The organism is Paramicrobacterium salitolerans, assembly GCF_051513965.1.
Taxonomy (GTDB): domain Bacteria; phylum Actinomycetota; class Actinomycetes; order Actinomycetales; family Microbacteriaceae; genus Paramicrobacterium.
Map to the genome: position 1 here is coordinate 2,870,934 of NZ_CP195847.1, position 23,847 is coordinate 2,894,780.

The window sequence follows — 23,847 nt, forward strand, 5'->3', positions numbered from 1 at the left end:
ATGCCTATTTCTTGTCGAGCTGCTTGTTCAGTTCGGTCTGGATTTCCTTGGCGGCCTCTTCGGCGGTGGCTTCGCCGAGAATCACCTTGCCGATGGCGTCACCGATGGTCTCTCGCATGCTCGGCGCCTTGGTGCCGACCGGGCCGACTTCGGTGTTGCCGTTCTCCTGGATGTCAGCGACGGCCTCGAGCCACTGCTTCTCTGTCGGGCTGGAGAAGTTCTCGACGTAACTCGGGTCCTCGGCGACCGAGTCGCGCGGAGGAGCGATCTCTGCCTTCGTCAGCTCCAGCTGAATCTCAGGTGAGGTCGCCCACTGGATGAACTCCCACGCGGCGTCCTTCTTCTCTGAGTACGCAGACATCGCGATTCCCCATGACAGCGCCGTCGGCGCAGCCTCTACGGAACCGGCGGGCATCTTTGCGACACCGACGGAGTCGCTGACCGTGCTGTTCTTCGGATCGAACACTGAGTTCAGCTCGTTGCTCGACTCGAGCTCCATGGCCACCTTGCCCTGTGCGAACAGGTTCGACGACTCCGTGAAGCTGTAGTTGATCACGCCCTTCGGGCCGTAGTCGCGTGCGAGTGTCGCATACTCGTCGATCGCCTTCACCGCGCCGGGCTGGTCGAAGTTGGCCGTGCCCTTGTCGTTCGTCCACTCGACTCCCTCGCCGTGAAGGAAGGGACCGAAGGTGAACGGAATCGCCGCCGAGGCACCGCGGAGTGTGATGGGCGTGATGTCGCCCTTCTCCTTGATCGTCTTGGCAGCAGCGAGCACATCGTCGATGGTCTCGGGAACATCGAGGCCGAGCTCCTCGAAGACATCGGTGCGGTAGTAGAGCACCGGGCCTTCGATGTTGATCGGCGCGGCGATGATGTTGCCATCGGCATCCTTCATTCCGTCGATTGCCGACGGCGAGAAGTCATCCGCCTTGTACGAGTCGGGAGCCTTGGACATGTAGTCATCGAGCGGCTCGTAGTAGCCCGCGCCCGAGAACTGCGGTCCTTCTCGAGACGGCAGCGACATGTAGACGTCCATCGCCGAGCTCTTCGACTGCAGGTTCAGGAGGATGCGGTCACGAGCTTGCTGCTCTGCGAAGGTCTGCACGTTGACCTTGATGCCGCTCTCCTCCTCGAACTGGCTGATGAGCGGCTCGATGCCTCTCTGCCACGGGTGGTTGGACAGCACGACATTGATGGCGCCGCCACTTTCTGAGGAGCCCTCTCCGGGCGACCCGCAGGCCGTGGCCGTGCCGGCGATGAGTGTCGCCGCAGCGATGACACCCACCCTCCGAGCGATTCTTGACATCGTTCCTCCTTGATCGATATTTCGGTGTATTGCGTTGCCTTGTCGCGCTAGGGAAGCGCGACAAGTCGTGAAAGCCAGGTATGAAATGACCCGAGTTCGCGCGGGTCATGTGAGATCCACTCGTCGGGCACATGTCGCACGTGCCCGCCGACGTCGGTCAGTGCCACGGGAGTGATCGCTCCGTCGCCGTCGATGCCCGCCATCACATCTGTCGGGCCTTCGGCATCGAGGAGCCAAGATCCAGCCGCAGCGCCGAGTCGGTATGCCTCGTTCGCGTCAATGGGGCTGACGAGCGCCGAGTTGCAGCGCTGCGCAGTGCCGAGCACCTCGCCTCGTGCGGTGACGCCGAGACGCTCCGCCGTCGCCTGCGCGAGCACGCGCGCGATTCCCCCGTGGATGAGCTGAGTGTGGTTCTGCGCTTTGACCGGCTGCTGGGTCAGTTCCGGTGCCACTCCTTCACTGACGATGACGAGAGCCCGACCCTTACCAGAGACGATACGGTCGACGTCAGCGAAGTACTGCTCAAGATCGAATGACCTCTCGGGCGTGAGCACGAAGTCGGCAGCGTACTCCGGGTCGTGCGCGTAGTAGCTGCCAGCGAGGGCGAGCCACCCGGTGTCCCGGCCCATGACCTCGACGACCCGCACCTTCTCGACGCTGCTCATCGCCTCGTGATCGCGCCCCATGTCGGTGATGGTCGACGCCAGGAAGCGGGCTGCTGATGGGAACCCCGGCGTGTGATCGACTCCGACAAGATCGTTGTCGATGGTCTTAGGGATGCCGACGACGCGGAGCGCGACTCCTCGCTGCTGGGCACGCGCGGAGATCGCTCCGAGAAACGCCATCGTGCCGTTGCCGCCGATGAGGCTGAGGGATGTCACGCCGGCCTTCTCGAGGTTCTCGACGATCACATCGAGGTCGTCTGAGGTCACTGCGCGCCTGCCGCCCTGCAGCCAGGACCCCGCACGCTGCAACTCACTCGCGCTGGGCGTCTCGCGCGTGAAGTCACCGCCCACAAGCGCGTTAGGTCCGCCGCGTCCGAACAGCAGCGGCTCTGCCCCGACAGCGTCGATGAACCCCGCAAGGCTGCGGTTCACGACTGCTGTGGGAGCGCCTGTCTGCGCGATTGCGACGGTCATTATGCACTCGTTCGTGTGGCGATCGTGCGGAAGTGCTGGTGAGCTTCGAGCCCCTGGCGACCGCCCTCGTACCCGAGACCGGACAGCCCGATGCCGCCGAACGGCGCACCGGGGTAATTCGGAGTCGCCGTGTTGATGCCGATGATGCCGGCGCGGAACTGCGCCGCAACGGCATCCGCTCTGCTCTCATCGTCCGTGCACACGTAGCTCGCGAGCCCGTAACCGGAGCTGCGCTGCAGGGCGAGCGCTTCATCGAGGTCGTCATAGACGATGACACCGGCCGCCGGGCCGAAGACTTCGTCCGCGACGAGCGTTGACGACGGTGCCGCATTCAGGACGAACTGCGGGGCCGCGTAGTGCCCCTCATCCGGAACAGCGGCGGTGTCGATCAGAGCGCTGCCGCCAGTAGACACGGCTTCGTTCACGAGCTCAGCGACGCGAGCAGGGTCCTTCGCCGGTGCGAGCGGACCAAGATCCGTTGCGGCATCGCGCGGGTCCCCGATGACGAGCGCGGAGGTCGCCTCGACGAGCGCATCGCGAAAGTCCCCTTCGAGCGCCCGGGGAATCAGCACGTTGTTCGCGCCGATGCACGACTGCCCGTTGTTGCGGAACTTCGCGATCATCAGGGTGTCGACGGCGCTTCTGACATCCGCGTCATCGAGGACGACGAAGGATGCGTTGCCGCCGAGTTCCATCACCGCCGGGGTGAAGCGCGGTGCGATCTGCTCATTGATGATGCGGCCCACTCGCGTGGAGCCGGTGAACGAGACGCAGTCGACCTGCTCAAGCCACGTGTTGACGACGTCGGAGGGCGAACCGAGCACCGTGTTGACGACACCGGCAGGCACGAAGCGGTCGAGCAGCGCTGAGAGCCGCAGCGATGACAGCGCCGCGAGCTCGGCGGCACGGAAGACGACTGTGCAACCCGCCGCGAGCGCTGCCGCGATCTTGCGTGCCGGAATGGAGACGGGGAAGTTCCAGGGCGTGATCACTGCGACAACCCCCATCGCCTGAGGCTGAACGCGATGGGTGATGCCCGGGATCACGTTGAAGTATTCGTCGCGCTGATCTTCAAGCAGATCTGCGAACGCCTCGAAGTACACGGCCGAGAAGTTGATCTCACCCTGTGCTTCGGCGAGGCGCTTTCCGGTTTCGGTGCTGAGCAACCAGGCCCAACTGTTCTCGTCGGATGCTGCGGCCTCCTCACGCAGGGCGGTGGCGATCGCGCGGAGAGCAGCGACACGTTCGCTGACTTCGGTGGACGACCATGACGGGAACGTTGACCGCGCGGCATCCAGTGCCCGCTTTGCGTCGTCGGCGGTGCCGTTCAGCACCTGACCGAAAACAGCTCCGTCGATGGGGCTGACGGCCTCGATGAAACAACGGCCGGAAGCATCCGTGATCTCTTCGCCTGCGATTCGAATTCCGCTTGCTGTCTGCTGGTTCACTGTGCCTCCTGCGCGAGTTGGATGAGATGTGGTGTGAGCGGCTCGAGATCGATGTCGAGTCCCACTCCGATGCCTGTGGGAACGCGAACCGTTCCGGCATTGGTGAGCAAGTGGTCCACCGGTTCGCGAACGGGGTTCTGACGGATATCCCATTCGAGCCAAGGGGTGGTCGGGTTCGCGGCGGCGAGCTGAATCGACACCGCCGTCGAGTACGCACCGTTGTAAAGGTGAGGAGTGACCTGCGTGCCCGTTCCCTCGGCAGCCTTCACGATGCGCTGGTATTCGGTTACTCCACCGACCTTGCCCACGTCGGGTTGGACGAGCGTCACACCCGGCTGAGCCAAGTACGGCGTGAACGCTTCGGCCCCGTAGAGATTCTCTCCCGTCGCGATGGGCATTCCGGTGGCGCTGTGGACCTGAGCGAGGTCGCTGGGCTCATCACCCGTGACCGGCTCTTCGAGCCACTCGACATCGAATTCTCGGAGCAGTGGAACCATGCCGATTGCTTCGGCGGGGCTCCACCCCTGGTTGGCATCTGCGAAGAGAGCGAAATCGTCTCCGAGTACACGCCGCGCATCAGAGAGATTGGCCTCATCGTTGTCTCTGCCAAAGCCCAGTTTGATCTTGGCAGCGCGGAGACCGAGCTCGAGGCATCGCTCGGCTGACGCGACAACTCCCTTCGGCCCGAGACTCGAACCGTAGACGGGGATCTCAGAACGAACCTCGTCGCTGAGCAGCGACGCGAGCGGCGTGCCCTGCGACTCAGCTGCGCGGATCCAGAACGCCTGATCGATCGCGCTGATGGCCTGGTAGACCGGACCGATCGCTCCCCACTGTCGTGCGACGCGCGTCAGCGACGACAGAAGGAGCTCACGCACGTCAGCGGTATCGGAGAACGTTCTGCCGACGAGAAGCGGTGCGACGCCTTCGTCCACCGTTGCGACACGCTCTCGCCAACCCCATGAGGGGTAGTTCACCCAGGTTTCGGCCGTCGCGACTGTTCCATCGACAAACTGCACGTCGACAAGGAACATAACGCGATAGTCGAGCGCACCGAAGGACATCGCGACGCCAGAGTCGATCGGAGCCCGAAAGACCCGACACGACACGGCCGCGACTTCGACCGGCGGGATCGTTGCCCGCGGGACGAATTCACATAGATGCGCGTTTTCAAACATTGCATGCAGTGTTGCACGACGAAGAATCGTGGTCAAGCCCTGCCGCGAAAAAGTTATGGAAGCACGAACGAAACGCCAGCAGCTTCGATCGAGCGCGCGAGGCTCGGCTCCCACGCTTGGTCCGTCGCGATGCGCGAGATGCGCTCAAGGCCACAGACGCGAACGGCTCCGCTCGCATCCGCCTTTGTGGAGTCCACCGCCAAGATCACCTCGCCGGCGGCGTCGATGAGCGCCCGCTTCGTCGCGAGTTCGACGGAGCTGTGCACGTAGAGGCCATTCGCGTTGACGGCGCTTGCCCCGAGGATCAGGACATCAATTCTGAGCTCGCGCAAGGCGGCGACCGCGCCGGGACCGACCATCGCCTGGTTCTCGTGCAGCAGATCACCGCCGATGCCGATGACGCGGATCTCCGGCCAGTCCAACATGCTTGCCAACACGGGAACGGAGTGGGAGATGATACAGCCACTGAAGCTCGGCGCGAGCTCGACCGCGCACACGTGAGCTGTCGTGCCAGCATCGATGCCGAGCACTCCCTCCCGCGGCAGTATCGTACGGACGACGTCCGCCACACGCTGCTTCGCGCGGGAGTTGCTGCTCGTGCGTCCCGCGAAGCTCACGGGCGATTGACGATCAGGCGAGATGCGAGCTCCGCCATGGACAAGTTCGAGCTCACCCTCATCCGCAAGCTGTTTCAGGTCGCGTCGAATCGTCATCTCGGCCACGCCGAACTCTTCGCTGAGCGCGTGAACCGCTACATGACCGACCCGGAAGAGTCGTTCCAGAATAAGAATTCTGCGTCGCTCGGCGCCGCCGTGTCGAAGTGATTCTCCCCAGGTGCTCACATCTTGAAGCGTAGCAATGCTCTGATAGAGTGCGAACACAATGTTCGATTTCTCACATTTTACGGACTGAGGTTCCAATGTCTGATCCGACGATTCTCGCTCGCCCTTCCGGCGGCTATGCCATGCTCGCTGTCGACCAGCGTGAGGCACTTCGCGACATGATGTCGACCGCGCGCTCCACTGACATCAGCGACAGCGACATGACCGACTTCAAGGTCGCGGCTGCACGAGTTCTGACGCCATACGCATCGGCGGTTCTTGTCGACAAGGAATTCGGATGGGATGCCGTCATTGACGACGAAGCCGTCGCCCCAACGTGCTCCCTCATCGCCGCCGCAGACCACTTCGTCGCCGGCGCTGGCGAGTTCGTTCGCGAGTCCACGTTCGACACCGGCCTCGACATCGAGAAGCTGAAGGCGCAGGGCGCCAAGGCGCTCAAGCTGCTGATCCTCTGGCGTGAAGACCGCGATCCGCAGGAGCGCATCGACCAGGTGACTGAGTTCGTGGATGTCTGCCGCAAGCATGATCTCGTGTCAGTCATCGAGCCCGTGTCTCGTGGCCGCTGGGACGGCGCTCCCTCCGACGTCGAAGCTGGTGTTCTTGAAGCAGCACGTGAGCTTGGCGATCTGGGCGCCGACATCTACAAGGCCGAAGTTCCCTTCAAGGGCAAGGCAGATGACGCGTCGGTCTTCGATGCGTGCCGCGAGCTCAGTGACACGATCAATGGCCCCTGGGTCGTTCTGTCGTCAGGGGTCGACGCCGAACGTTTCCCTGAAGCAGTGGGCATCGCCTGCCGAGCAGGGGCGTCAGGCTTCCTCGCGGGTCGCGCCGTCTGGGCGTCAGTGCTGGGTGCGCCGTCGACAGTCGAGGAGCTCACCGCCACTTCCATTCCCCGCCTGAAGCGACTCGGTGAAGTCGTGGATGACAACATTCGACACTGAGCTCCGTCACTCATGACGGCGGTCCTCGCCCTCCTCGCAGTCACCATCGGGGCTGCCTTGCAGCGGGTCACCGGGCTGGGGTTCACCCTGGTCTCGGGCCCGTTGCTTGTGTTGGTGCTCAACCCCTTTGACGGAATCATCCTCGCCAACATCCTCTCCGCACTGATAGCTGTGCTCGTACTTGTGCGCACCTACAAGCATGCGCGGTGGCGCGTCGCCTTGAAGCTCGGCGTCGGGATCGTCATCGGAGTTCCAGTCGGCGCAGTCGTCGTATATGCGCTCGAGCCCAATCTGCTGCTGCTCCTTGTCGGCATCCTCACGACGATCGCCGTGGCATTGGCTCTGCTGAAGCGTCCCATGCCTATCTTTCGCGGCACCGCGGGGGCAATCTTCGCCGGCTCCGTCTCGGGTTTCAGCAACGTCACGGCTGGGGTCGGCGGCCCGGCTCTTGCAATGTACGGGTCCTCGACGAGGATGCCGATGCAGGCGTTCGTCCCTACCGTTCAGGTCGTGGGGCTCTTCACGAACATCTTCTCGGTGGCTGCGAAGTCTCAGATGACGCTCCCGCTGCCGCTCGTGCTCGGCGCGGTCGCATGCGTGCTGCTCGGGCTAGTCGGCGGCTCATTCCTGCATCGCTTCATCACCCCAACGCGTGCGCAGATGCTCGCCCTCGCCCTCGCACTCATCGGCTCGCTCGCGGCGACCGCCCGCGGTGTCATCACCCTCATCGCCTGAACTCAACACCCATCAGCGAAACACCACTGGCCTGCGATCGCCACCCGATGCCCCCTCGCGGCCACCACCCCGTCAGGGTGTGATTTCTTACTCTTGAGAAACGTGTTTCTTTAATACTGAAATATGTGCTTTTTTATAAGTAGATAGTGTGGATTCTTCCTAATGAGCGACCAGAACGATCGCTGAGGCAAGACGTCTGGGACCATGTGCGTCGCGCGGTTGACGACCGTCACGAACCAGGCCAGTTCATCCTCGCCGGTTCCGCCACTCCAGAAGATCCCGTGGAACGGCATTCGGGTGCCGACTGCTACCACTATCGCGAAGCGGATGGGCGCCTCGAAGTTGATTACATCGTCGAGAATACGCAGGGCGAGTGGATAGGCATCGAAGTCAAATTGGGTGAGCGCGAAGTCGATAAAGCCGCAACATCCCTACTGCGCTTGGCGGATCGCGTTCAGAGAAAGCCGCAATCCCTGGTCATCGTGACCGCGACGTCGCTCGGGTACACGAGAGACGACGGCGTGCACGTCGTTCCGCTTGGACTCCTCGGGCCGTAATTCTCGTATATAGGGGGTGCACCCTATCCAGATCGCGGTGCCGGTAGCCATTGCGATGAGCAGTGCGGTCAAGGCTGGACTTGCCCCATTCCGCGTCCGCGGACAGCAACGTATTGATCATGGTCTGCAACGGCTGCCGCATCAGATCCGGTGATGAATCGGCGAGGGCTTCACCAAGCAGACGGACAGGGTCGACAATATGAGAAGCGGCCACCGGGCGCTACACCACATTACGGGGCTCTACTCACGCCCATCATCTAGCGGAGAAGTGCCGCCGCCTGACGCCAGGCTCTCTTGCGGTGCTCAACACGCCATCGTCGTTCTGCGACAGAGCTCGTTTTGAGCGCCTGAACGCTCGGGTGATAGGTCTCGATCGTGAAGAGATCCAGATCGTAAAGATCGGGTGCGGCTTCCATCAGGATCTTCCATGACCGCTGCGCTTCACTCCCCTGAAGTATCACGACACGAAGCCGGGGCATCAGCCTCACAAGCGCCACGAGCGCCTCTGATGCAGAAGCAATCTCAGCGCGTGTTGGGGCTCGATTTATATACCAGGGATATGCATTCCACGGAGTGAAGTCAGACGGCTCCAGGCCAGCCTCGGCCATGAGCTCACAAGTCATGGCAGCGGTCTGGTCATCGTTCTCGACGCAGAGCATGCCGGATACCTCTGCCGTCGCGAGTGGCTGGCCCCGGATCACGGAGAACGCTCAACATCCGCGCTTCAACTCCCCCATGAACCGGAGCCACATAGGGGAGCCAGCCACCAGTCTCCCTCAGAGAATCAACAAGTGCTGTGATCGGCGCAATGTGCTCAACATGGAGCTGACTCCTCTGCTCCTCGAGGAAACGATCTTCTCGCATACGACGCGTCACACTTGAACCCTAAACGCTTTCCGGCTTTTTGCCTGCGGCGACCATTGCCATGAGGATCCCGTCGCGATGGGCATGGACATTGATGTGAGCTGCGGGGATGTTCGCGCCCGAATCACGCACGAGGTCAAAGCGATAGAGCGGCTCCGTCTCCCCACGGAAACGCAATTCGAAAGTGGACGCCAATTATTCGTCACGTTCCCCGGCGAGATACTCGAGGTCTTCTAGATCGCGCCGAATGGCATCCTCAGCAGGAGTCAGCTGGTAGGCACGCCCCTTGGCGTGAAGCTCGTCGTACGACATACCAGCTCGAGCAAGCAACTCGCCCTTTCGAGCCTCAATATCTTCCTTGCTGAGCAAGGTAAATGTCGGCACCATAGCAACTCCCCTCTTCGTCGATCGCTCTTATAGTCTCACCTGTCACCGACATTGTTCTAGGTTGGACGCGCCACGGTGGCGAGCCAGGCGCGCGACTCCGCGAGGAAGGTGCGCGCCAGGCTCGTCGTCGGGGCCCAGCCCTCGAAGCCGTGCGCGGCACCCGGCACGACGTGGAGGGTCGTCGGAACTGCAGCCTGCTCGAGGCGGCGCGCATAGGCAACGTCTTCGTCGTGAAAGAGGTCCACGTCGCCCACGCCGATCCACGTGGGCGGGAGGCCCGACAGGTCGTTGCGCCTCGCGGGCGCCGCGTACGGGGCGACGGTCGAGGAGCCGGGCGCCTCGCCGAGGTACGCCGACCATCCGTACCGGTTCGCGCGGTTGCTCCAGATCCAGTGCTCGCAGTGATCGAGCTCGTAGCGGAGGGCAGTGCGGTCGTCGAGCATCGGTGCGATCAGCAGCTGGCCGGCCGGCGGCATCCCCTCATCGACCAGACGAAGAACGAGCCCCGCCGCCAGGCCACCGCCCGCACTGCCACCACCGACGATGATGCGCGACGGATCGACGCCGAGTTCGCCACGGCAGACCCAGTTCCACGCGGCACGCACGTCATCATGAGCAGCGGGGAAGGGATGTTCCGGCGCGAGACGATAGTCGGGCGCGATGACCGTCATGCCCAGCTCGGCCGCGATCTCGCCGCAGAACCGGTCATCCATCAGGGCGGCCCCGAGAATGAAGCCTCCGCCGTGGATCCACAGCAGCGCGGCATCCGTCTTCGTCACCTCTGGCACGTGCACGCGCGCCCGCACGCCGTCCTCGCGGATGACCGTGCGCGTCACGCCCGGCGTATCGACCTCGCGCAGAAAGCGCACGCCGACGCGGATCAGCGTGCGACCCCACCAGCGATACGTCGGAATGTCGAGAGCCTTGCCGCGCGCCTCACGCAGCTCGGGGTCGATGCGGTCGAGCTCCATCAGCGCTCTCCGCGCCCACGGAAGGCCGCCATCGTGCGGTTGATGCCGAAGAAGTCCATGACGCGATCGAACGCCGGGCTCGGCAGGATGCGCAGCGCCGGCGTGATGCGCGCCAGCGGCGGCGTGACGTAGAGCTCCCTGCCCGCCTCGAGACGATCGATCACCTCGCGCGCGACATCGTCGTTGTTCAAGATCGGCAGCAGCCGCGGAAACTTCGTGGTCACCCCGTCGAACATGCCCGTGTCGATGTAGTACGGGCACACGAGCATCGTGCTGACCCCGCGGCGGCGCGTGTTGCGCAGCTCGGCCCGCAGCGACTCGGTGAACCCGACGACGGCGAACTTGCTCGCCGAGTAGTCCGTCTGCCTCGCGACCCCGACAAGGCCCGCCGCACTCGCGATGTTCACGATGACGCCGCGGCGCCGGTCGAGCATGCCGGGCAGCACAGCACGGGTCGTCCAGTAGAGGGCGAGCACGTTGACATCGAAGGTTTGACGGATGCCGTCACTCGACGTCTCGAGGAGCGGCGAACCCGTCACCACGCCGGCGTTGTTGATGAGCACGTCGACCACTCCCGCCCGAAGGGCTGCGCTGCTGACGGCATCCTCGTTCGACACATCGACGATCGCATACTCACTCGTGCCGCCGGCCGCCTCGATCTGGGCGCGGGTCTCAGCCGCGGCATCCTCGTTCATGTCCCACACGATCACGTGCGCGCCGCGAGCCGACGACTCGAGCGCCATGCGTCTGCCAAGGCCGCTGCCGGCACCCGTGATGAGCACGCGCTTGCCGCGGAGCGGGCGCCTTCTTCTGGTCACGACCGGTCACCTCCGAGAGCGTCCGGCCCGGCGTTCGCAACCGCGATAAGCTCGTCGATCTTCTCAGTGGTGATGGGCATGCCGCCGTACCCGACGAGGCGGCCGATCGGGAACGACGACATGAGCGACATCATCACCTCATCGTCGAGCACGTTCGCAATGCCCGGCATCTGGTCGGCGAACGCCTGGATGGTCTGCCGCACAAGCTGCGCCGCGAACGGATCGGCGAGCACCTCGCCCAGCGACGACTCGCGGCTGAGGGGCACGCGGCCGGGGTCGACGTCGATCTGCAGAGAGACAGTGGAGCGGATGTCGCGACTCGACGCGGCAACGTGGAAGTCGTACTGCCCGCCCTCGACCCGCCAGCGATCGAGACGGACGTCCCACACGGCGAGGTCGTCCCGGCGGACCACGATCTCGACCTCGCGGGTGGCGCCTGCGGGAATCTCGACGCTCTCGAAGCCCGCCAGCTCGCGGGGTGCGCGAGCGACGCGAGAGTTGGCGAGGGATGCATAGACCTGGACGATCTCGCGGCCGTCACGCGCGCCGGCATTGGTGACCGGAACGCGGATCACGACGTCGCCGTTGCGGACGGTCGCCTGCGCGTCGCCGTAGCTGAACGTCGTGTACGAGAGGCCGTGGCCGAAGGGGAAGGTCGGTTCGATCTGCCGCGCGTCGAACCAGCGGTACCCGACGAGGATGCCCTCGCCATAGACCACGTGGCCGTCTTCACCGGGGAAGTTTCCGAACGCCGCGGTATCTTCGATGCGCTGCGGCACGGTCTCGGTGAGCTTGCCCGAGGGGTTCACAAGACCGAACAGCACGTCCGCCGTCGCGCCACCGCCCGCCTGGCCGAGCAGCGATCCGTCGACGATCGCCGGCACATCGTCCGCGAACGGAAGCGCGACCACTCCCCCGTGCGACAGCACCACGACCGTGCGAGGGTTCGCCGCGCGCACCGCGTCGAGCAGCCGCAGCTGATCTGCCGGCAGGTCGATGTGCTCGCGGTCGAAGCCCTCAGACTCGGTGGCCTCGGGGAGTCCGAGGAACACCACGGCGACGTCCGCGTCCGCGGCACGACCCACCGCCTCATCGCGAAGCGCGTCGGCGTCTTTCTCACGGGATGCCGCAGCAGCTGCGCCCCGCTCAGAGTCGCGCACGAACCCCGGCGCATACGTGACCTCGGCTTCGGCGAGCGCGCGCATCTCCTCCAACGCACTGTCGAGCCGCGTCGGGTTGATCTGCGACGAACCAGCGCCCTGATACCGCGGGTGCTCCGCGAACGCGCCGATCACCGCGATGCGAGCGTCACGCGCGAGGGGCAGCACGTCGTCGTCGTTCTTCAGCAGAACGATGCAGCGCCCCGCGACCTCGCGCGCCAGGCGGTGGTGTTCGTCGACGTCGAGCGCCCCGGTCGGCGCCGGCCGGTTCGCTGCCCTGCGCACGAGGTCGAGCATGCGCGCGACGGCCGCGTCGAGCGAAGACTCGTCGAACTCGCCGGCATCCACCGCCCGTTCGATCTGCGCATCCGTGTGGCCGCTTCCACCCGGCATTTCGAGGTCAAGCCCCGCGACCAGTCCGGTGACGCGGTCGTTCACGGCGCCCCAGTCAGAGACCACCACCCCGTCGAAGCCCCACTCGCCGCGCAGCACATCGGTGAGCAGCCAGCGGTCCTCCGACGCATACACCCCGTTGATGCGGTTGTACGAGCACATGACCGTCCACGGGCTCGCCGTCTTCACCACGCGTTCGAAGCCGCGCAGGTAGATCTCGCGCAGCGGTCGCGGTGCGATCTCGGCCGAGACGCGCATGCGGTCGGTCTCCTGGTTGTTCGCGGCGAAGTGCTTGAGCGAGGCTCCCACACCGTTCGATTGGATGCCGTCGACCATCGCGGCCCCCAGCACGCCCGACACCAGTGGGTCCTCCGACAGATACTCGAAGTTACGCCCACATAGCGGCGACCGCTTGATGTTGATGCCCGGCCCCAGCACGATGGCGACGTCCTCCTCGACAGCTTCGGCACCGATCGCCTCGCCGACCCGCCGCACGAGGCTCGCGTGGAAGCTCGCCCCGAGCGCGACCGCGGGTGGAAAGCACGTGGCGGGCTCACTGTCGCCGAGCCCGAGGTGGTCGCCGCCGACCGCCTGCTTGCGCAGCCCGTGCGGCCCGTCGGTCATCATGATCGACTCGACGCCGACCCGAGGCAGTGCCTTGGTGTGCCACACGTCTGCACCGCTGGTGAGCGCGGCCTTCTCGTGACGCGTGAGGTCAGAGGGTGAGGGATGCCGCGGGTCAGCCGCGCCGGAGCGGCGGCTTGCGGCATCCTTCTGCCCTTCGTCGTGGCCTGCGACGGGCGCATCGTGATTGGTCATGAGTTCTCCTTCGGGGGTGGGTGCGGATCACCGCACGGATCGGATCGGAAGCACGGCGAGCGCGCCCAGAACGCACAGCGCCATGGCGGCCGGAAACAGCCAGACGTAGCCGGCGATGAGCACGATCACTCCCGCGAGCGCGGGCGCGACGCTCTGCGGCAGGGTGATCGCCATGTTGACGATGCCGAGGTCTTTGCCGAACGAGCTCGCACTCGGCAGCACCTCCGACATCAGCACTGAGTCGACCGACTGGAAGACGCCGTACGCGAGCCCGCCGACCGCGAAGGCGACGATCACCCCGGTTGTCGTCGGCACTACCAGCAGAACTCCCATCGCACCCGCGAACGCCAGGCCCGAGACGACGATGAAGATCTTGCGCCGACGAAACCGGTCCGAGAGCGGGCCGGCGAGCACGGTTGCGATGACTCCGCCCGGAGCACTGGCGACTGCGACGAGCGGGACCATGGCGGTCGCGGCCACGGTTCCGAGCCCGATGTAGTCCGAGAGAATGTAGAGCAGGTACCCGCCCGCGACGAGGTAGTACGCCAAGTTCAGCAGAAACCGACCGGTGAATCCCCAGAAGAAGTCGGGGTGGCGCACGGGGTTCACCCAGAACGTCAGCAGGAATCTGCGCCACGCGAAGGGCTCCGGTGTGAGCGTCGCACTCGAGCGGTCGCGGTTCATCGCGGTGAAGAGGGTGAACATGCCGAGGTGCAGCACGGCGAGAATGACGTACGCGAGGGGAATGACCGCACTCATGGATGCCCCGAAGAACTGCCCGCCGAGAATGCCGACGAGGGTTCCGAGTCCGCTCAGCGCTGAGAAGCTACCGCGCGCCAGGTGCGGAATGCGATCCGGCATGATGGCGGTCATCGGCGCCTGCGCGAAGTTGTATGCGATCGAGACCGCCGCCCACAGCACCGCGATGCCGGCGAGCGTGTGTTGGAGGCCGAGCAGAATCAGCAGGGCTCCGCCGACGACGCTGCCGATGATCATCCACGGTGCGCGGCGCCCGAAGATCGACCGCGTTCGGTCCGAGAGCAGCCCGGCGACCGGCTGCGCGAGCATCGAGACCACCGCGCCGATGGTTGTGACGATGGCGAGGTTCGCGACTTTACTCGCCGGGTCGAGGTGCTCGACCTGAAGCGCGAGAAGGATGCCGGGAACCGCACCCCAGATGACATACATCGCCCCGTAGGTCGGCGCGAGCCACAGCAGCAGTCGCAGCAGACGACCACGCACTGTGACGGGACCGGTGTATGACCCGTCGAGGATCTCCTCCGGCCCTTCGGGCGATGTCGTCTTCGACATGTGCACTCGCTTCTCGATGTTCACGCGCTGTGAAAACAGTCTGCCAGTCTGTTTTGATTTCTGCAATTGTCAGGTTTACTTGAAGCATGGCAAAACGGGGCTCGTATGCGAAGAGTGCCGCTCGTCGAGACGAGATTCTCCGACAGGCCCTGGCGGTGATCGACGCGGAGGGCTACGGCGCGGCATCCGTCACTCGCATCGCCGAGGTGGCTGGAATCAGCAAGACGGGGCTGCTGCACCACTTCGGCACGAAGGAGAACCTCTTCACTGAGGTGCTGCGTCTGCGTGATGAGCTCGATGGCTCGCAGTTCGAGAAGCCGGCCGCAGACCTCGGCGAGATGGAGCGCGCCTACCTCAGCGTAGTCGAGCGCAACACGCGCATCCCGGGGCTGGTCGAGCTGTTCGCACGCCTCTCTGTCGAGGCCGCGAACCCGGAGCATCCTGCCCACGACTTCTTCCTGCAGCGCGAGAAGACGATTGGTGACCGCATTGCAGCGACGGTGGATGCCGCGCTCAGCGACGATCTGCGCGGCGATGTCGACCCGTCACTCGTCGCCCTCATCGTGCTGGCGGCGACCGACGGCCTGCAGCAGCGCTGGCTCCTGGACCCCAGCGTCGACATGACCGCGGCCCTCGAAACGCTCTTCACGATCTTCAACACCGCCCTCGGCTCGGGTACGTCGAATCGCGATGACCCCTCAGGGTGACTTCTCAATCACACTCAAAGGAGGATGCCGGGGCACATAGCGCCCCGGCATCCTCCGTTCGACGACGTCGATGCGTCGCGCAGATAGGTGTCAGTCGTTTCCGAATGAGCTCATCGAACAGGTCGCGGTTGCAAACGATCCAGAGGAGGTCTGCTCGGAGACGACCTCTCCATCGACCGTGATCGAGCAGGTGATCTCACCTTCGTCCTCGTAACCGTTCATCGCGATCAGGGTGTAGCTCGACCAGTCAAAGTCTCCACCTGCTTTGACCGTGATTTCCTTTGAGAACGGGAGCGCAGTGCCGTTCGCCTGCTCAGTTCCATACGAACCATCGTTGTACGTGGAGTACGTGATCGAGGCGTCCTGAGACTCGCCCGTTACCTCGTAGACAACAATGACCTCGTCGGCTGCGGCCTCCTCGTCAGCCGGTGCGTCTTCCTCCACGGACTCCTCCGGGGCCGCCGATTCGATGCTCTCCTGCAGGGACTCGTCGATCGAGTCGCTGACCGCCGACGCGAACGCCGCCGTGTAGACGAGCGCCATGACGATCGAGAGGATCATTGCGAGGCCAGAGACCACTGTTCCGGCTGTGGCCATGCCCTTCTTCTTGTTCTTCAAGCACAGCGCGATGATGCCGAGCACGAGACCGACGAGCGCGAGAAACCCGGAGACGTAGTTGACGAAGGGGATGAACGCGCCGACGAAGGCGACGATTCCGACGATCAGCGCGGCAAGCCCGAGTCCGTTGTTGGACCTCTGAACGGGAGGCTGGGTTCCGGTCGGGGCGTACGGCGCCGGCTGAGGCGCAGCAGGAGGCATAGTCATACGTCAAAAATGTCACACTCCAAGCGCCCTTCTGGTCGTTTCTCGCACCACCACGCACTTTTCACCCCACCTTTGGGTACAGGTCGTTAGCCCGTTATGTTCAGACAGCCCCATAAACAAGGGGGAGCTGCTTCACTCCACTCACAACAGCATCCGCCATACTCGTGGCCGATGTGACCTTCACCGTAAGTTCATCACGAGCTTTCAAGAAAGCGTCAACCAATCCCTGACGCGTCGAGTGGACGATCTCTTCAGATTCCGCGTCGGAAACCCCGAACCGACGACCGACCTGGACAAGCGACGTGTGTGAAATTCGGTCAAGCGCGTACTCCGAGTCGACACTCATCGCGCTTTCCAGCCGACTAACGCCGTCCCAATAACCTGCGTACGTCAGAAGATCATAGAGAGGTGCCAGTTCAACAGATTGCCCACTGAGCATCAGGGCATAGTTCTTCGCGTGAGCGTCTGTACACCCTGCAACGACGTTGAAGACGAAAGCTCTGTAGAAGGCATGTCCAGCACGCTGTCGGTCGTCGGCCACCGGCAATGACCTAAGAAGAGCGCTCACTTGGCCGAGCCCGGGACCTCCATGTAGGTGCTGATATTTCTTGTCGGGCGACACGGAGAGAGCCTGACAAAGATCCTCTTGATGCAGGCGTCTCCATCCCTCAGGTGTTGCACGCCTGTCATATCTTTCGCTGACGAGAACATCCCAGTCCCCGATTGTCATGATCTCGGTACGAGCCACTCTGATGCCCAGATGCGCCGCCGCGCGCATCGTCAACTGCTCAACGACGTCCAGTCGGCGCAACTCTCCGACTACCGGTTTCAGAATATGCGTGGTTGGCGTCGCATCTTCAGGAACTCCCCAGGTCCCGTCCTCCAACCGATGCAGCGCAACCTTAGGTTGGGCACCGGCGAGACTAAACCGTCCCGTCACAGTCGGATACGCCACTCCCTCGGTGTATTCCATAACGACCTCGCCGAGAATTCTCGAGAGCTGGTCGTCGCTCATTGGCGTGACCAGCTCTCGACTGCCCGCATCAGTCGCCACGTCACCAGACGGAACGATCTGCACAGCACCAGCAGCATCCCGACCAACGTGTTCTAACAGAGCGAATGGATTATTCGCGGACACTCTGAACCGCCGTGCGATTCCAGCAAGCGCGTCGGAGTTGTCGGGAAGCAGCCCTTGCAGCCAAGGTACGACGACGCGCTTAGGATGACGGCGTGCCGCCAAAGGCATCGACAGAGACAACGGCGTCGGAGCCTCTGACGCCTGATAGTCCGCACTATAAGTGAACGAAACGTTACCGCCAAGCGATTGCGTGAGCGCGCCAACGAGTCGACCGTCAAGGTACACGTCAAGAGAACGCTCGGTCACCATCGGGTTTCCCCATCATCAAGTGATCGCAGCGCAACCTCGAACCCAAGCGCTTGGAAGACGTCAAACAGCTTTTGTGCTTCCGTCGTCGGCTTACCGGCCTCAACGTCTGCCACGAATGATCTCGACACTCGCGCACGGTCAGCCAGAACGCTTTGAGTCCACCCTCGCTGCTCGCGAAGATCACGCACTGCTGCAGCAGCCTCGCGCATTGTGAGCATCACGGCCTCCGTACAACTATGTCGTCGTTCGGCGACAAGTAGATTTGTCGCCGAACGACGACATTCTACCCTTGTCGTCGTTCGGCGACAAGGTCGCTCATCAGCCACTATGACGGTGACGATGTCGGCCTCAGCCAGTCCCGCTCAGTCCGGTCGCTGACGCCGAGAGAGGATGCTCAGGCCGCAGTACCCATCTCGATGAGCAGCACCCCACCTTTGGGTACAGGTAGCGGCGCGAGTGAACACTCAACTACGCTTGCCGCATCATCTCGCCGAAGAAGCGGAGATCGCAATGGTGCGTTTTCAGATCACAGTCGACTGCGCCGACCCGGAGCGCATGGCACGGTTCTGGGCCGAAGCGCTGCACTACTCGCTCGAGCCCGCGCCGGAAGGATTCGACGATTGGAACGCCTACTGGCGCAGCGTCGGCGTGCCCGAAGACGAACTGGGCTGCGGCTTCGACTCGATCATCGATCCGGAAGGACACGGCCCGCGCATCTGGTTCCAGATCGTTCCCGAACCAAAGACGATCAAGAATCGACTCCACTTCGATGTGAATGCCAGCGGTGGCCGCTCGGTTCCGATGTCTGATCGACGTCAGCGGATCGACGACGAAGCCGCGCGGCTCACCGCCCTGGGAGCATCCGTCATACGCATCCTCGAAACCGAAGGACTCGACCACTACGCCATCGCGATGCGCGACCCCGAGGGAAACGAGTTCGACGTCGCCTGAGCATCTCGCGTCACTCGGCGACAACGCGGTGCATCAATCGTCCATGACTGTGACGACGTCGGCCGCACCACGCGCGTGAAGCGACCAGAGCGCGTCCGCGACGGCATCCGGCTCGTGCTTCTTGCCCGGACCGACAGCGCCGACGATCACGAGGTGCGCGACGCGAATGCTCCGCGGCGCGAGTTCACGGTGAAGGATGCCGATGTACGCCGTCTCCGCAGCGGTCGCGACGGCGCTCGCAGCGCGTTCGGGCGTCGGTCGGAGTGCGCCGCTTCCGGTTGTGAAGAGGATGCTTCCGCTCCCCTGCTCGATCATCACCGGCGCGACCGCTGCGACCGCTTCAGCCGCGCCCGACACGCTCAGTGACAGCGCGCGGGCGAAATCGTCGCCGCTGGTCTCGAGCACCGGTCTGATGAGGTCGACATCCGGAAGCGGACTGAAGCACAGCACGTCGACCCCGCCGAGCCGTCCGATGAGCGTCATCAGCGCAGCGCGAAGCTCATCCGGCCGAGTGGCATCGGCATCCGCCCATTCGACCTGGATGCCGTCGGCGGTCAGCACCTCGGCGAGCCACACAAGGTTCGGCGCAGATCGTGAGACGAGACCCACCTTTCCACCTGACCGGCCGAATCGGCGTGCGACGGACAGGCCGATGCCCTCTCCTGCTCCGACGATGATCGTGGTGATCGGATGCTCCATGCGGTGTTCCTCCGGAAAGTGCACGATATTCAGTGGCCGACAGAGGCCGCGCGCCTGCGCACGGCGGCGAGCGCCTCGGCGCTCGGGGACCCGGCATCCGCGTGGTAGACGACGAGCTCCTGCCCGGGCGCCGCCTTCACATCGAACGCGTTGATGCGCAGCGTCAGCTCGCCTACCTCAGGGTGCCGAAACGTCTTCTGCTCCAGCCGAGCGCCACGCGCTTCATGCCGCGCCCACATCTCGGCGAAGTCGCTGCTGCGCTCACTCATCACCCGCAGCACCTCGGCGATGCGCTCGTCACCGGGGGAAGCCCCGTATTGAATGCGGAACCCCGCGACCGTGTACGCCGCGACGCGCTCCCAATCCGCGTAGAACGTGCGAGCGCCGGGGTCGAGAAACAGGTGCTCAAGCAGGTTCGGATGCTCGCGGAACCCGACGAACAGCTCCAGCGCGAGCGCGTTGCAGGCCAGGATGTCATAGGCGTGACCGAGCACGAAGGCGGGCGTCTCGCTCCAGAGGTCCATCAGAGCACGCAGTTCGGGCGCCGCCGCCTCCGAGCGCGAGCCCATATCCGTGGTCGGTGACAGCCCCGCGAGCCGAAACAGGTGCAGGCGCGCGCCATGATCCAGCTGCAGCACCGTGGCGAGAGACGAGAGAACCTGCACAGAGGGATGCCGCTCACGACCCTGCTCGAGCCGCGTGTAGTAGTCGACACTCACGCCGGCCGTGGTCGCGATCTCTTCACGCCGCAGCCCCGATACGCGTCGGTTTCCGGTCGATGGCAACCCGACCTGCTCCGGAGCGACCTGGCCATGCCGCGCGCGCAGGTACTCGCCAAGGTGACCGCCAGCCATACCTGAACTGTACGCCCAGCGTTCCACCGTCACGAGGTCGATACTCGCGATCGCCGTCATGTAACCTCCATCGTCATCGCCGCTGTGTTCAGAGTGGTGCTCCCTGAGCACGGGCGGAGACACTCGCCCACCGCGCCCATTCATCGATTCGGCGCTCGTAGATTCCGTTCACGGCGTCGAACACCCCGGCACCGAACAGAACTCGCAGGGGCGGCTCGTCGGCATCGACGATCTCACGCAGCGCCTCTGCTGCAGCGCGCGGGTCTCCCGGCCTCTGGCCCGATCGCCGAGCCGCCGCCTCATCCCGCATGCTGTTGTACGCCGTGATCGGAGCACTCCTCCTCGCCGAGCGTCCCGCCCAGTCCGTGTCGTACCCTCCCGGCTCGACGAGAGTCACATGGATGCCGAAGCGACGCACTTCTGCGGCGAGGGATTCGCTCAGCCCCTCAAGCGCCCACTTCGAGGCATGGTACGCACCGAGGTTCGCGAACGCGCCGATTCCGCCGAGCGACGATACCTGGATCAGGTGACCGCAACCTCGCTCACGCATACGTGGCAGGACGGCACGCATGACGCGCAGCGGCCCAAGCACGTTCGTCTCGAGCTGCGCGTTCAGCTCGGCATCCGTGATCTCTTCGACGGCACCGAAGTGCCCATACCCTGCGTTGTTCACCACAATGTCGAGGGGCCCCAGCTGCCGCTCCGCTTCGGCGACAGCACTCCGCACTGACGCCTCATCGGTGACGTCCAGCGGCAACACGATGCTGCCCGGGCTGCGCTCGGCAAACCCGTCGAGCCCCGACACATCTCGGGCCGTCGCCGCCACGTGATCTCCCCGCGCAGCAGCCGACTCTGCGAACGCACGTCCGAGCCCCTTCGAGGCTCCGGTGATCAGCCAGGTCTTCGCCATTTCGTCTCTTTTCCTCAGGAGTGCCAGGGCGCGGGCGGGAATGCACAGCGCGCTTTCCCTCAAGCCTGATGGCCCGTGCGGCATCGAAGAAGGCCCTCCCGCACCTAGGAGCGCTGCACCCTCGGTTCCGGTGAGACGTGGCCAGCGTAGACTCGCGGTATCGACGGCGTTGCGTGAGGAGGATGCGTGAGCTCCCTGGCATCCCATGGTCTCGACGATGACATGCGGGAGTTCGCGTTGCGCATGCGCGTCGAGTTTCCGCGCTTTCTCATGCACTACCGCTTCGCGGTCGACGAGATGCTCACCAAGGTGTCGATTCTGCGCGAGGAGTTTCTGCACCTTCACCGGTACAACCCCATCGAGCACGTCAGCTCGCGCGTGAAGTCGCCGCAGAGCCTGCTCGAGAAGATGGCCCGCCGCGGCGTCACGCCGGACTTCGGAACGATTCGCGAGCAGATCACCGACATCGCCGGCATCCGCATCACCTGCAGCTTCATCGCCGACACCTATCGCGTGCTCGAGACGCTCACGTCGCAGAATGACGTGCGGGTCATCAAGATCAAGGACTACATCGCGAACCCCAAGCCGACCGGATACAAGAGCCTGCACGCGATTCTCGAGATTCCCGTGTTTCTCTCAAGCGGACCGGTTCCGGTGATCTGCGAGGTGCAGATCCGCACGATCGCGATGGATTTCTGGGCGAGTCTCGAGCACAAAATCCAATACAAGTATCAGGGCGATATTCCCGAGCGGCTCGTGACCGAGTTGAAAGAAGCGGCGGATGCTGCCGACCACCTCGACCGCCGAATGGAGCAGCTCCACACCGAGGTTCACGGAGACTCTCCCGACGACGGTGCTCCCGAACTCGACGACGAGGTGCTGCGGCGCCTGTGGGAGATGGCCCGCAACCGCTGAGAGGCACACGCACATAAGCACCGCGGCTGCCGCAGAGTGTGCGGGACGCGCAGACGTCCCGCACACTGGCGTCACCTCTCGGCGGACCGTCGCCGTCGCGAAATGATCAGAGCAAGAGCACCCAGAGCGGCCAGCGCCAGAGAAAGTGTGACCCACAGGCGCGTATGCTCGGCGCCGGTTCGAGGGAGCTCCCCCGTGCGAGCATCCACCGTGTCTGCCTGCGCCATGCCCGAATCGCTCTCGCCGCTCGTCGAACCGCCCGATTCATCCGGCTGCGTCGAAGAGCCACCTGGCTCAGTCGCTCCCGTGTCGGAGTCACCCGGGTCCGTCGGGTCTGTCGGGTCCGTGGGTTCCGTCGGATCGGTCGGCTCGGTCGGCTCCGTCTCCTCAGAGGGCGCGACAGTCAACGTGTCAAGGTCGGGCGCCCAGCCTGTTCCGTTCCAGAACTCGATCGTGTTGTTGCCCTGGTTCAGCTGAACATCGAACGTAGCCGTCCCGAAGGTCGTCCATCCGCCCGTGGGTGCCAGCGTCGTCGTGACCGCATCGCCGCCGTTGACGCGATACGTGAGGTCGCGTTCCTCCGCGCTCGCGTAGCTCAGCGTCAGCGTAGTGCCGCCACCTGTCGGAGCATAGAGCTCGTCGAGAACGACCCGATTCTCCTCACCCTGCCCCAGATCTCCGACAGCGCGCCCGCCGGTCGCGTTTTCGATCGTCGCCGATCTGGCTGTGCCGTAGAGCGCCCCATCATCGACCTCGAGAGTATATGTGCTCTCCGGAATCTTCTGGTACGCCCGGAAATAGTCGATCGTGAACTGCTTCGGGTACGGAATCGACGCATCGAAGGGGCCCGTCCACGCCCCGGCATCCGACTTCTCATAGATTCCCAGCAAGGTGAGCATCGGATAGTCGGGGCTGCCGTCGATAGTCTGTACCAGCTCGTTGTCGAGGTACAGATTCATCTGCGTCGGAGTCCACTCGAACCCGTACACGTGGAAGTTCGCAGACAGATCCGTGCCGTTGCCGAACGTCGTGCCGACCTCGCCGGGTGCAGCGCCGACAGCGACGCCTACCTCGACCTGTGCTGGCAGACCGTCCACGGCTGGAACGCCCTCGCGAACGGCGGCGTCACCGGTGTCGGAATCGGCAACTCCCTCATGAAATGGGGGTGGCTGCCCGAGGCGAACAACGACTTCATCTTCTCGATCATCGGCGAGGAGCTCGGCCTGATCGGGGCGACAATCGTCGTGCTGCTATTCGTGCTGGTCGGCGCGCTGTTGGCGCGTGCCCTCGGGCGGTCGGGCGACCCGTTCGCGACGACGGTGCTCGGCGGCATCTTCGTCTGGATCGTCGGGCAAGCGTTTGTGAACATCGCGGTCGTGCTCGGGATGCTTCCCGTGCTCGGCGTTCCGCTGCCGCTGCTGTCTGCCGGCGGTTCGTCGCTCATCGCGATCCTGGCGGCGCTCGGCGTTGCGCTCTCGATCATGCGGGAGCGCGGCGATGCGGCATCCTCCCCCGCGTGATGCTCAGCGCGCTGCCTGCTCGCGCCTCGTCACCCGCCCCGCGTGGCCCTCGCCACGGCGCACCAGGGATGCCGTCGCGAAGGAGCACTCTGCGGTCAATAGTGTCTGCCGCGGCACGCGCTGTTGACCGCAGACCGCTCTCCCGCATGCGAGCGGCGGTCTCTGTCGGGTGGCCGCCGCTCGCTCCTCCGAAGGTTCACCGAGTCGGAA

At 64.3% G+C, this 23,847-nt stretch carries 25 protein-coding genes and 2 pseudogenes; 7 read left to right on the forward strand and 20 right to left on the reverse strand.

The window, feature by feature from the left end; translation table 11 throughout:
• Window positions 1-4: 4 nt before the first annotated feature.
• From ACSAGD_RS13820 to ACSAGD_RS13845, 6 genes and pseudogenes are all read right to left on the reverse strand, one after another.
• A complete protein-coding gene (locus ACSAGD_RS13820; protein ID WP_437583347.1) occupies window positions 5-1,306 on the reverse strand; it encodes an ABC transporter substrate-binding protein in 1,302 nt (433 codons plus the stop codon).
• A gap of 47 nt (window positions 1,307-1,353) precedes the next feature.
• Entirely contained in the window at window positions 1,354-2,445 is a 1,092-nt protein-coding gene (locus ACSAGD_RS13825; RefSeq protein WP_437583348.1) for a 6-phosphofructokinase, read from the reverse strand.
• Window positions 2,445-3,893, reverse strand: a complete 1,449-nt coding sequence (locus ACSAGD_RS13830) for an aldehyde dehydrogenase family protein (protein WP_437583349.1) — start codon at window positions 3,891-3,893, stop codon at window positions 2,445-2,447. The genes ACSAGD_RS13825 and ACSAGD_RS13830 overlap by 1 nt, the downstream gene beginning before the upstream one ends.
• On the reverse strand, window positions 3,890-4,957 hold the full coding sequence (locus tag ACSAGD_RS13835) for a mandelate racemase/muconate lactonizing enzyme family protein (RefSeq protein WP_437583350.1): 1,068 nt from the start codon (window positions 4,955-4,957) through the stop codon (window positions 3,890-3,892). The genes ACSAGD_RS13830 and ACSAGD_RS13835 overlap by 4 nt, the downstream gene beginning before the upstream one ends.
• A 167-nt stretch (window positions 4,958-5,124) precedes the next feature.
• A complete protein-coding gene (locus tag ACSAGD_RS13840; RefSeq protein ID WP_437585177.1) occupies window positions 5,125-5,688 on the reverse strand; it encodes a DeoR/GlpR family DNA-binding transcription regulator in 564 nt (187 codons plus the stop codon).
• Between the two features lie 81 nt (window positions 5,689-5,769).
• Window positions 5,770-6,063 (reverse strand): annotated as a pseudogene (locus tag ACSAGD_RS13845) (DeoR family transcriptional regulator); the annotation flags it as partial.
• Here ACSAGD_RS13845 and ACSAGD_RS13850 point away from each other — a divergent pair.
• The 3 genes from ACSAGD_RS13850 to ACSAGD_RS13860 all read left to right on the forward strand — a co-directional run bounded on the left by ACSAGD_RS13850 (window position 5,991) and on the right by ACSAGD_RS13860 (window position 8,146).
• The gene (locus ACSAGD_RS13850; protein WP_437583351.1) at window positions 5,991-6,854 is read left to right on the forward strand and encodes an aldolase; all 864 of its coding nucleotides are present in this window, start codon (window positions 5,991-5,993) and stop codon (window positions 6,852-6,854) included. The pseudogene ACSAGD_RS13845 and the gene ACSAGD_RS13850 overlap by 73 nt on opposite strands.
• A 12-nt stretch (window positions 6,855-6,866) precedes the next feature.
• Window positions 6,867-7,589 carry a TSUP family transporter gene (locus ACSAGD_RS13855; protein WP_437583352.1) on the forward strand — a complete coding sequence of 241 codons (723 nt, stop codon included), beginning with the start codon at window positions 6,867-6,869 and terminating at the stop codon, window positions 7,587-7,589.
• Between the two features lie 281 nt (window positions 7,590-7,870).
• Window positions 7,871-8,146: a DUF4143 domain-containing protein gene (locus ACSAGD_RS13860; RefSeq protein WP_437583353.1), complete on the forward strand. Its 276-nt coding sequence runs from the start codon at window positions 7,871-7,873 to the stop codon at window positions 8,144-8,146.
• Window positions 8,147-8,171: 25 nt separating this feature from the next.
• Here the strand turns inward: ACSAGD_RS13860 and ACSAGD_RS13865 are convergent.
• From ACSAGD_RS13865 to ACSAGD_RS13895, 7 genes and pseudogenes are all read right to left on the reverse strand, one after another.
• Window positions 8,172-8,360, reverse strand: a pseudogene (locus ACSAGD_RS13865) (IS256 family transposase); the annotation flags it as partial.
• 43 nt (window positions 8,361-8,403) lie between these two features.
• Window positions 8,404-8,805, reverse strand: coding sequence for a uracil-DNA glycosylase (locus ACSAGD_RS13870; protein ID WP_437585178.1), 402 nt, complete (start codon window positions 8,803-8,805; stop codon window positions 8,404-8,406).
• A gap of 400 nt (window positions 8,806-9,205) precedes the next feature.
• Window positions 9,206-9,397, reverse strand: a complete 192-nt coding sequence (locus tag ACSAGD_RS13875; protein WP_437583354.1) for a hypothetical protein — start codon at window positions 9,395-9,397, stop codon at window positions 9,206-9,208.
• 56 nt (window positions 9,398-9,453) lie between these two features.
• Window positions 9,454-10,368 (reverse strand): alpha/beta hydrolase, encoded by a 915-nt coding sequence (locus tag ACSAGD_RS13880; protein WP_437583355.1) that lies wholly within the window; start codon window positions 10,366-10,368, stop codon window positions 9,454-9,456.
• On the reverse strand, window positions 10,368-11,186 hold the full coding sequence (locus tag ACSAGD_RS13885; RefSeq protein ID WP_437583356.1) for an SDR family oxidoreductase: 819 nt from the start codon (window positions 11,184-11,186) through the stop codon (window positions 10,368-10,370). Before ACSAGD_RS13885 ends, ACSAGD_RS13880 begins: the two co-directional genes overlap by 1 nt.
• On the reverse strand, window positions 11,183-13,558 hold the full coding sequence (locus tag ACSAGD_RS13890; RefSeq protein ID WP_437583357.1) for a glycoside hydrolase family 3 C-terminal domain-containing protein: 2,376 nt from the start codon (window positions 13,556-13,558) through the stop codon (window positions 11,183-11,185). Before ACSAGD_RS13890 ends, ACSAGD_RS13885 begins: the two co-directional genes overlap by 4 nt.
• A 27-nt stretch (window positions 13,559-13,585) precedes the next feature.
• Window positions 13,586-14,893, reverse strand: coding sequence for an MFS transporter (locus tag ACSAGD_RS13895; protein WP_437583359.1), 1,308 nt, complete (start codon window positions 14,891-14,893; stop codon window positions 13,586-13,588).
• Window positions 14,894-14,955: 62 nt separating this feature from the next.
• Between ACSAGD_RS13895 and ACSAGD_RS13900 the strand changes: the two genes are divergently transcribed.
• Window positions 14,956-15,576 (forward strand): TetR/AcrR family transcriptional regulator, encoded by a 621-nt coding sequence (locus tag ACSAGD_RS13900; protein WP_437583361.1) that lies wholly within the window; start codon window positions 14,956-14,958, stop codon window positions 15,574-15,576.
• 90 nt (window positions 15,577-15,666) lie between these two features.
• Here the strand turns inward: ACSAGD_RS13900 and ACSAGD_RS13905 are convergent, their stop codons facing one another.
• The 3 genes from ACSAGD_RS13905 to ACSAGD_RS13915 all read right to left on the reverse strand — a co-directional run bounded on the left by ACSAGD_RS13905 (window position 15,667) and on the right by ACSAGD_RS13915 (window position 18,006).
• Window positions 15,667-16,401: a DUF4190 domain-containing protein gene (locus ACSAGD_RS13905; RefSeq protein WP_437583362.1), complete on the reverse strand. Its 735-nt coding sequence runs from the start codon at window positions 16,399-16,401 to the stop codon at window positions 15,667-15,669.
• Between the two features lie 100 nt (window positions 16,402-16,501).
• Entirely contained in the window at window positions 16,502-17,788 is a 1,287-nt protein-coding gene (locus tag ACSAGD_RS13910) for a type II toxin-antitoxin system HipA family toxin (RefSeq protein ID WP_437583363.1), read from the reverse strand.
• Window positions 17,782-18,006 (reverse strand): helix-turn-helix domain-containing protein, encoded by a 225-nt coding sequence (locus ACSAGD_RS13915; protein WP_437585179.1) that lies wholly within the window; start codon window positions 18,004-18,006, stop codon window positions 17,782-17,784. The genes ACSAGD_RS13910 and ACSAGD_RS13915 overlap by 7 nt, the downstream gene beginning before the upstream one ends.
• Window positions 18,007-18,298: 292 nt before the next feature.
• Here ACSAGD_RS13915 and ACSAGD_RS13920 point away from each other — a divergent pair, with 292 nt between their 5' ends.
• On the forward strand, window positions 18,299-18,739 hold the full coding sequence (locus ACSAGD_RS13920; protein WP_437583364.1) for a VOC family protein: 441 nt from the start codon (window positions 18,299-18,301) through the stop codon (window positions 18,737-18,739).
• A gap of 33 nt (window positions 18,740-18,772) precedes the next feature.
• Here the strand turns inward: ACSAGD_RS13920 and ACSAGD_RS13925 are convergent, their stop codons facing one another.
• The 3 genes from ACSAGD_RS13925 to ACSAGD_RS13935 are packed head-to-tail and all read right to left on the reverse strand — an operon-like array spanning window position 18,773 to window position 21,202.
• On the reverse strand, window positions 18,773-19,438 hold the full coding sequence (locus tag ACSAGD_RS13925) for an SDR family NAD(P)-dependent oxidoreductase (protein WP_437583365.1): 666 nt from the start codon (window positions 19,436-19,438) through the stop codon (window positions 18,773-18,775).
• A gap of 29 nt (window positions 19,439-19,467) precedes the next feature.
• Window positions 19,468-20,352, reverse strand: a complete 885-nt coding sequence (locus ACSAGD_RS13930) for a helix-turn-helix domain-containing protein (RefSeq protein WP_437583366.1) — start codon at window positions 20,350-20,352, stop codon at window positions 19,468-19,470.
• Between the two features lie 28 nt (window positions 20,353-20,380).
• Window positions 20,381-21,202: an oxidoreductase gene (locus tag ACSAGD_RS13935; RefSeq protein ID WP_437583367.1), complete on the reverse strand. Its 822-nt coding sequence runs from the start codon at window positions 21,200-21,202 to the stop codon at window positions 20,381-20,383.
• Window positions 21,203-21,424: 222 nt separating this feature from the next.
• Here ACSAGD_RS13935 and ACSAGD_RS13940 point away from each other — a divergent pair, with 222 nt between their 5' ends.
• Window positions 21,425-22,117, forward strand: a complete 693-nt coding sequence (locus ACSAGD_RS13940) for a GTP pyrophosphokinase (protein WP_437585180.1) — start codon at window positions 21,425-21,427, stop codon at window positions 22,115-22,117.
• Window positions 22,118-22,188: 71 nt separating this feature from the next.
• Here the strand turns inward: ACSAGD_RS13940 and ACSAGD_RS13945 are convergent, their stop codons facing one another.
• Entirely contained in the window at window positions 22,189-23,106 is a 918-nt protein-coding gene (locus ACSAGD_RS13945; protein ID WP_437583368.1) for an LPXTG cell wall anchor domain-containing protein, read from the reverse strand.
• Here ACSAGD_RS13945 and ACSAGD_RS13950 point away from each other — a divergent pair, their 5' ends adjacent.
• Entirely contained in the window at window positions 23,107-23,637 is a 531-nt protein-coding gene (locus tag ACSAGD_RS13950; protein ID WP_437583369.1) for an FtsW/RodA/SpoVE family cell cycle protein, read from the forward strand.
• Window positions 23,638-23,847: the final 210 nt, after the last annotated feature.

Bases quoted from the DNA above. Each gene is read 5' to 3' on its own strand.
- ACSAGD_RS13820 (WP_437583347.1), bottom strand. From the start codon at position 1,306: ATGTCAAGAATCGCTCGGAGGGTGGGTGTCATCGCTGCGGCGACACTC.
- ACSAGD_RS13825 (WP_437583348.1), bottom strand. From the start codon at position 2,445: ATGACCGTCGCAATCGCGCAGACAGGCGCTCCCACAGCAGTCGTGAAC.
- ACSAGD_RS13835 (WP_437583350.1), bottom strand. From the start codon at position 4,957: ATGTCCTTCGGTGCGCTCGACTATCGCGTTATGTTCCTTGTCGACGTG.
- ACSAGD_RS13850 (WP_437583351.1), top strand. From the start codon at position 5,991: ATGTCTGATCCGACGATTCTCGCTCGCCCTTCCGGCGGCTATGCCATG.
- ACSAGD_RS13855 (WP_437583352.1), top strand. From the start codon at position 6,867: ATGACGGCGGTCCTCGCCCTCCTCGCAGTCACCATCGGGGCTGCCTTG.
- ACSAGD_RS13870 (WP_437585178.1), bottom strand. From the start codon at position 8,805: ATGCTCTGCGTCGAGAACGATGACCAGACCGCTGCCATGACTTGTGAG.
- ACSAGD_RS13875 (WP_437583354.1), bottom strand. From the start codon at position 9,397: ATGGTGCCGACATTTACCTTGCTCAGCAAGGAAGATATTGAGGCTCGA.
- ACSAGD_RS13880 (WP_437583355.1), bottom strand. From the start codon at position 10,368: ATGGAGCTCGACCGCATCGACCCCGAGCTGCGTGAGGCGCGCGGCAAG.
- ACSAGD_RS13890 (WP_437583357.1), bottom strand. From the start codon at position 13,558: ATGACCAATCACGATGCGCCCGTCGCAGGCCACGACGAAGGGCAGAAG.
- ACSAGD_RS13900 (WP_437583361.1), top strand. From the start codon at position 14,956: ATGGCAAAACGGGGCTCGTATGCGAAGAGTGCCGCTCGTCGAGACGAG.
- ACSAGD_RS13905 (WP_437583362.1), bottom strand. From the start codon at position 16,401: ATGACTATGCCTCCTGCTGCGCCTCAGCCGGCGCCGTACGCCCCGACC.
- ACSAGD_RS13910 (WP_437583363.1), bottom strand. From the start codon at position 17,788: ATGGTGACCGAGCGTTCTCTTGACGTGTACCTTGACGGTCGACTCGTT.
- ACSAGD_RS13915 (WP_437585179.1), bottom strand. From the start codon at position 18,006: ATGCTCACAATGCGCGAGGCTGCTGCAGCAGTGCGTGATCTTCGCGAG.
- ACSAGD_RS13920 (WP_437583364.1), top strand. From the start codon at position 18,299: ATGGTGCGTTTTCAGATCACAGTCGACTGCGCCGACCCGGAGCGCATG.
- ACSAGD_RS13925 (WP_437583365.1), bottom strand. From the start codon at position 19,438: ATGGAGCATCCGATCACCACGATCATCGTCGGAGCAGGAGAGGGCATC.
- ACSAGD_RS13930 (WP_437583366.1), bottom strand. From the start codon at position 20,352: ATGACGGCGATCGCGAGTATCGACCTCGTGACGGTGGAACGCTGGGCG.
- ACSAGD_RS13935 (WP_437583367.1), bottom strand. From the start codon at position 21,202: ATGGCGAAGACCTGGCTGATCACCGGAGCCTCGAAGGGGCTCGGACGT.
- ACSAGD_RS13940 (WP_437585180.1), top strand. From the start codon at position 21,425: ATGCGGGAGTTCGCGTTGCGCATGCGCGTCGAGTTTCCGCGCTTTCTC.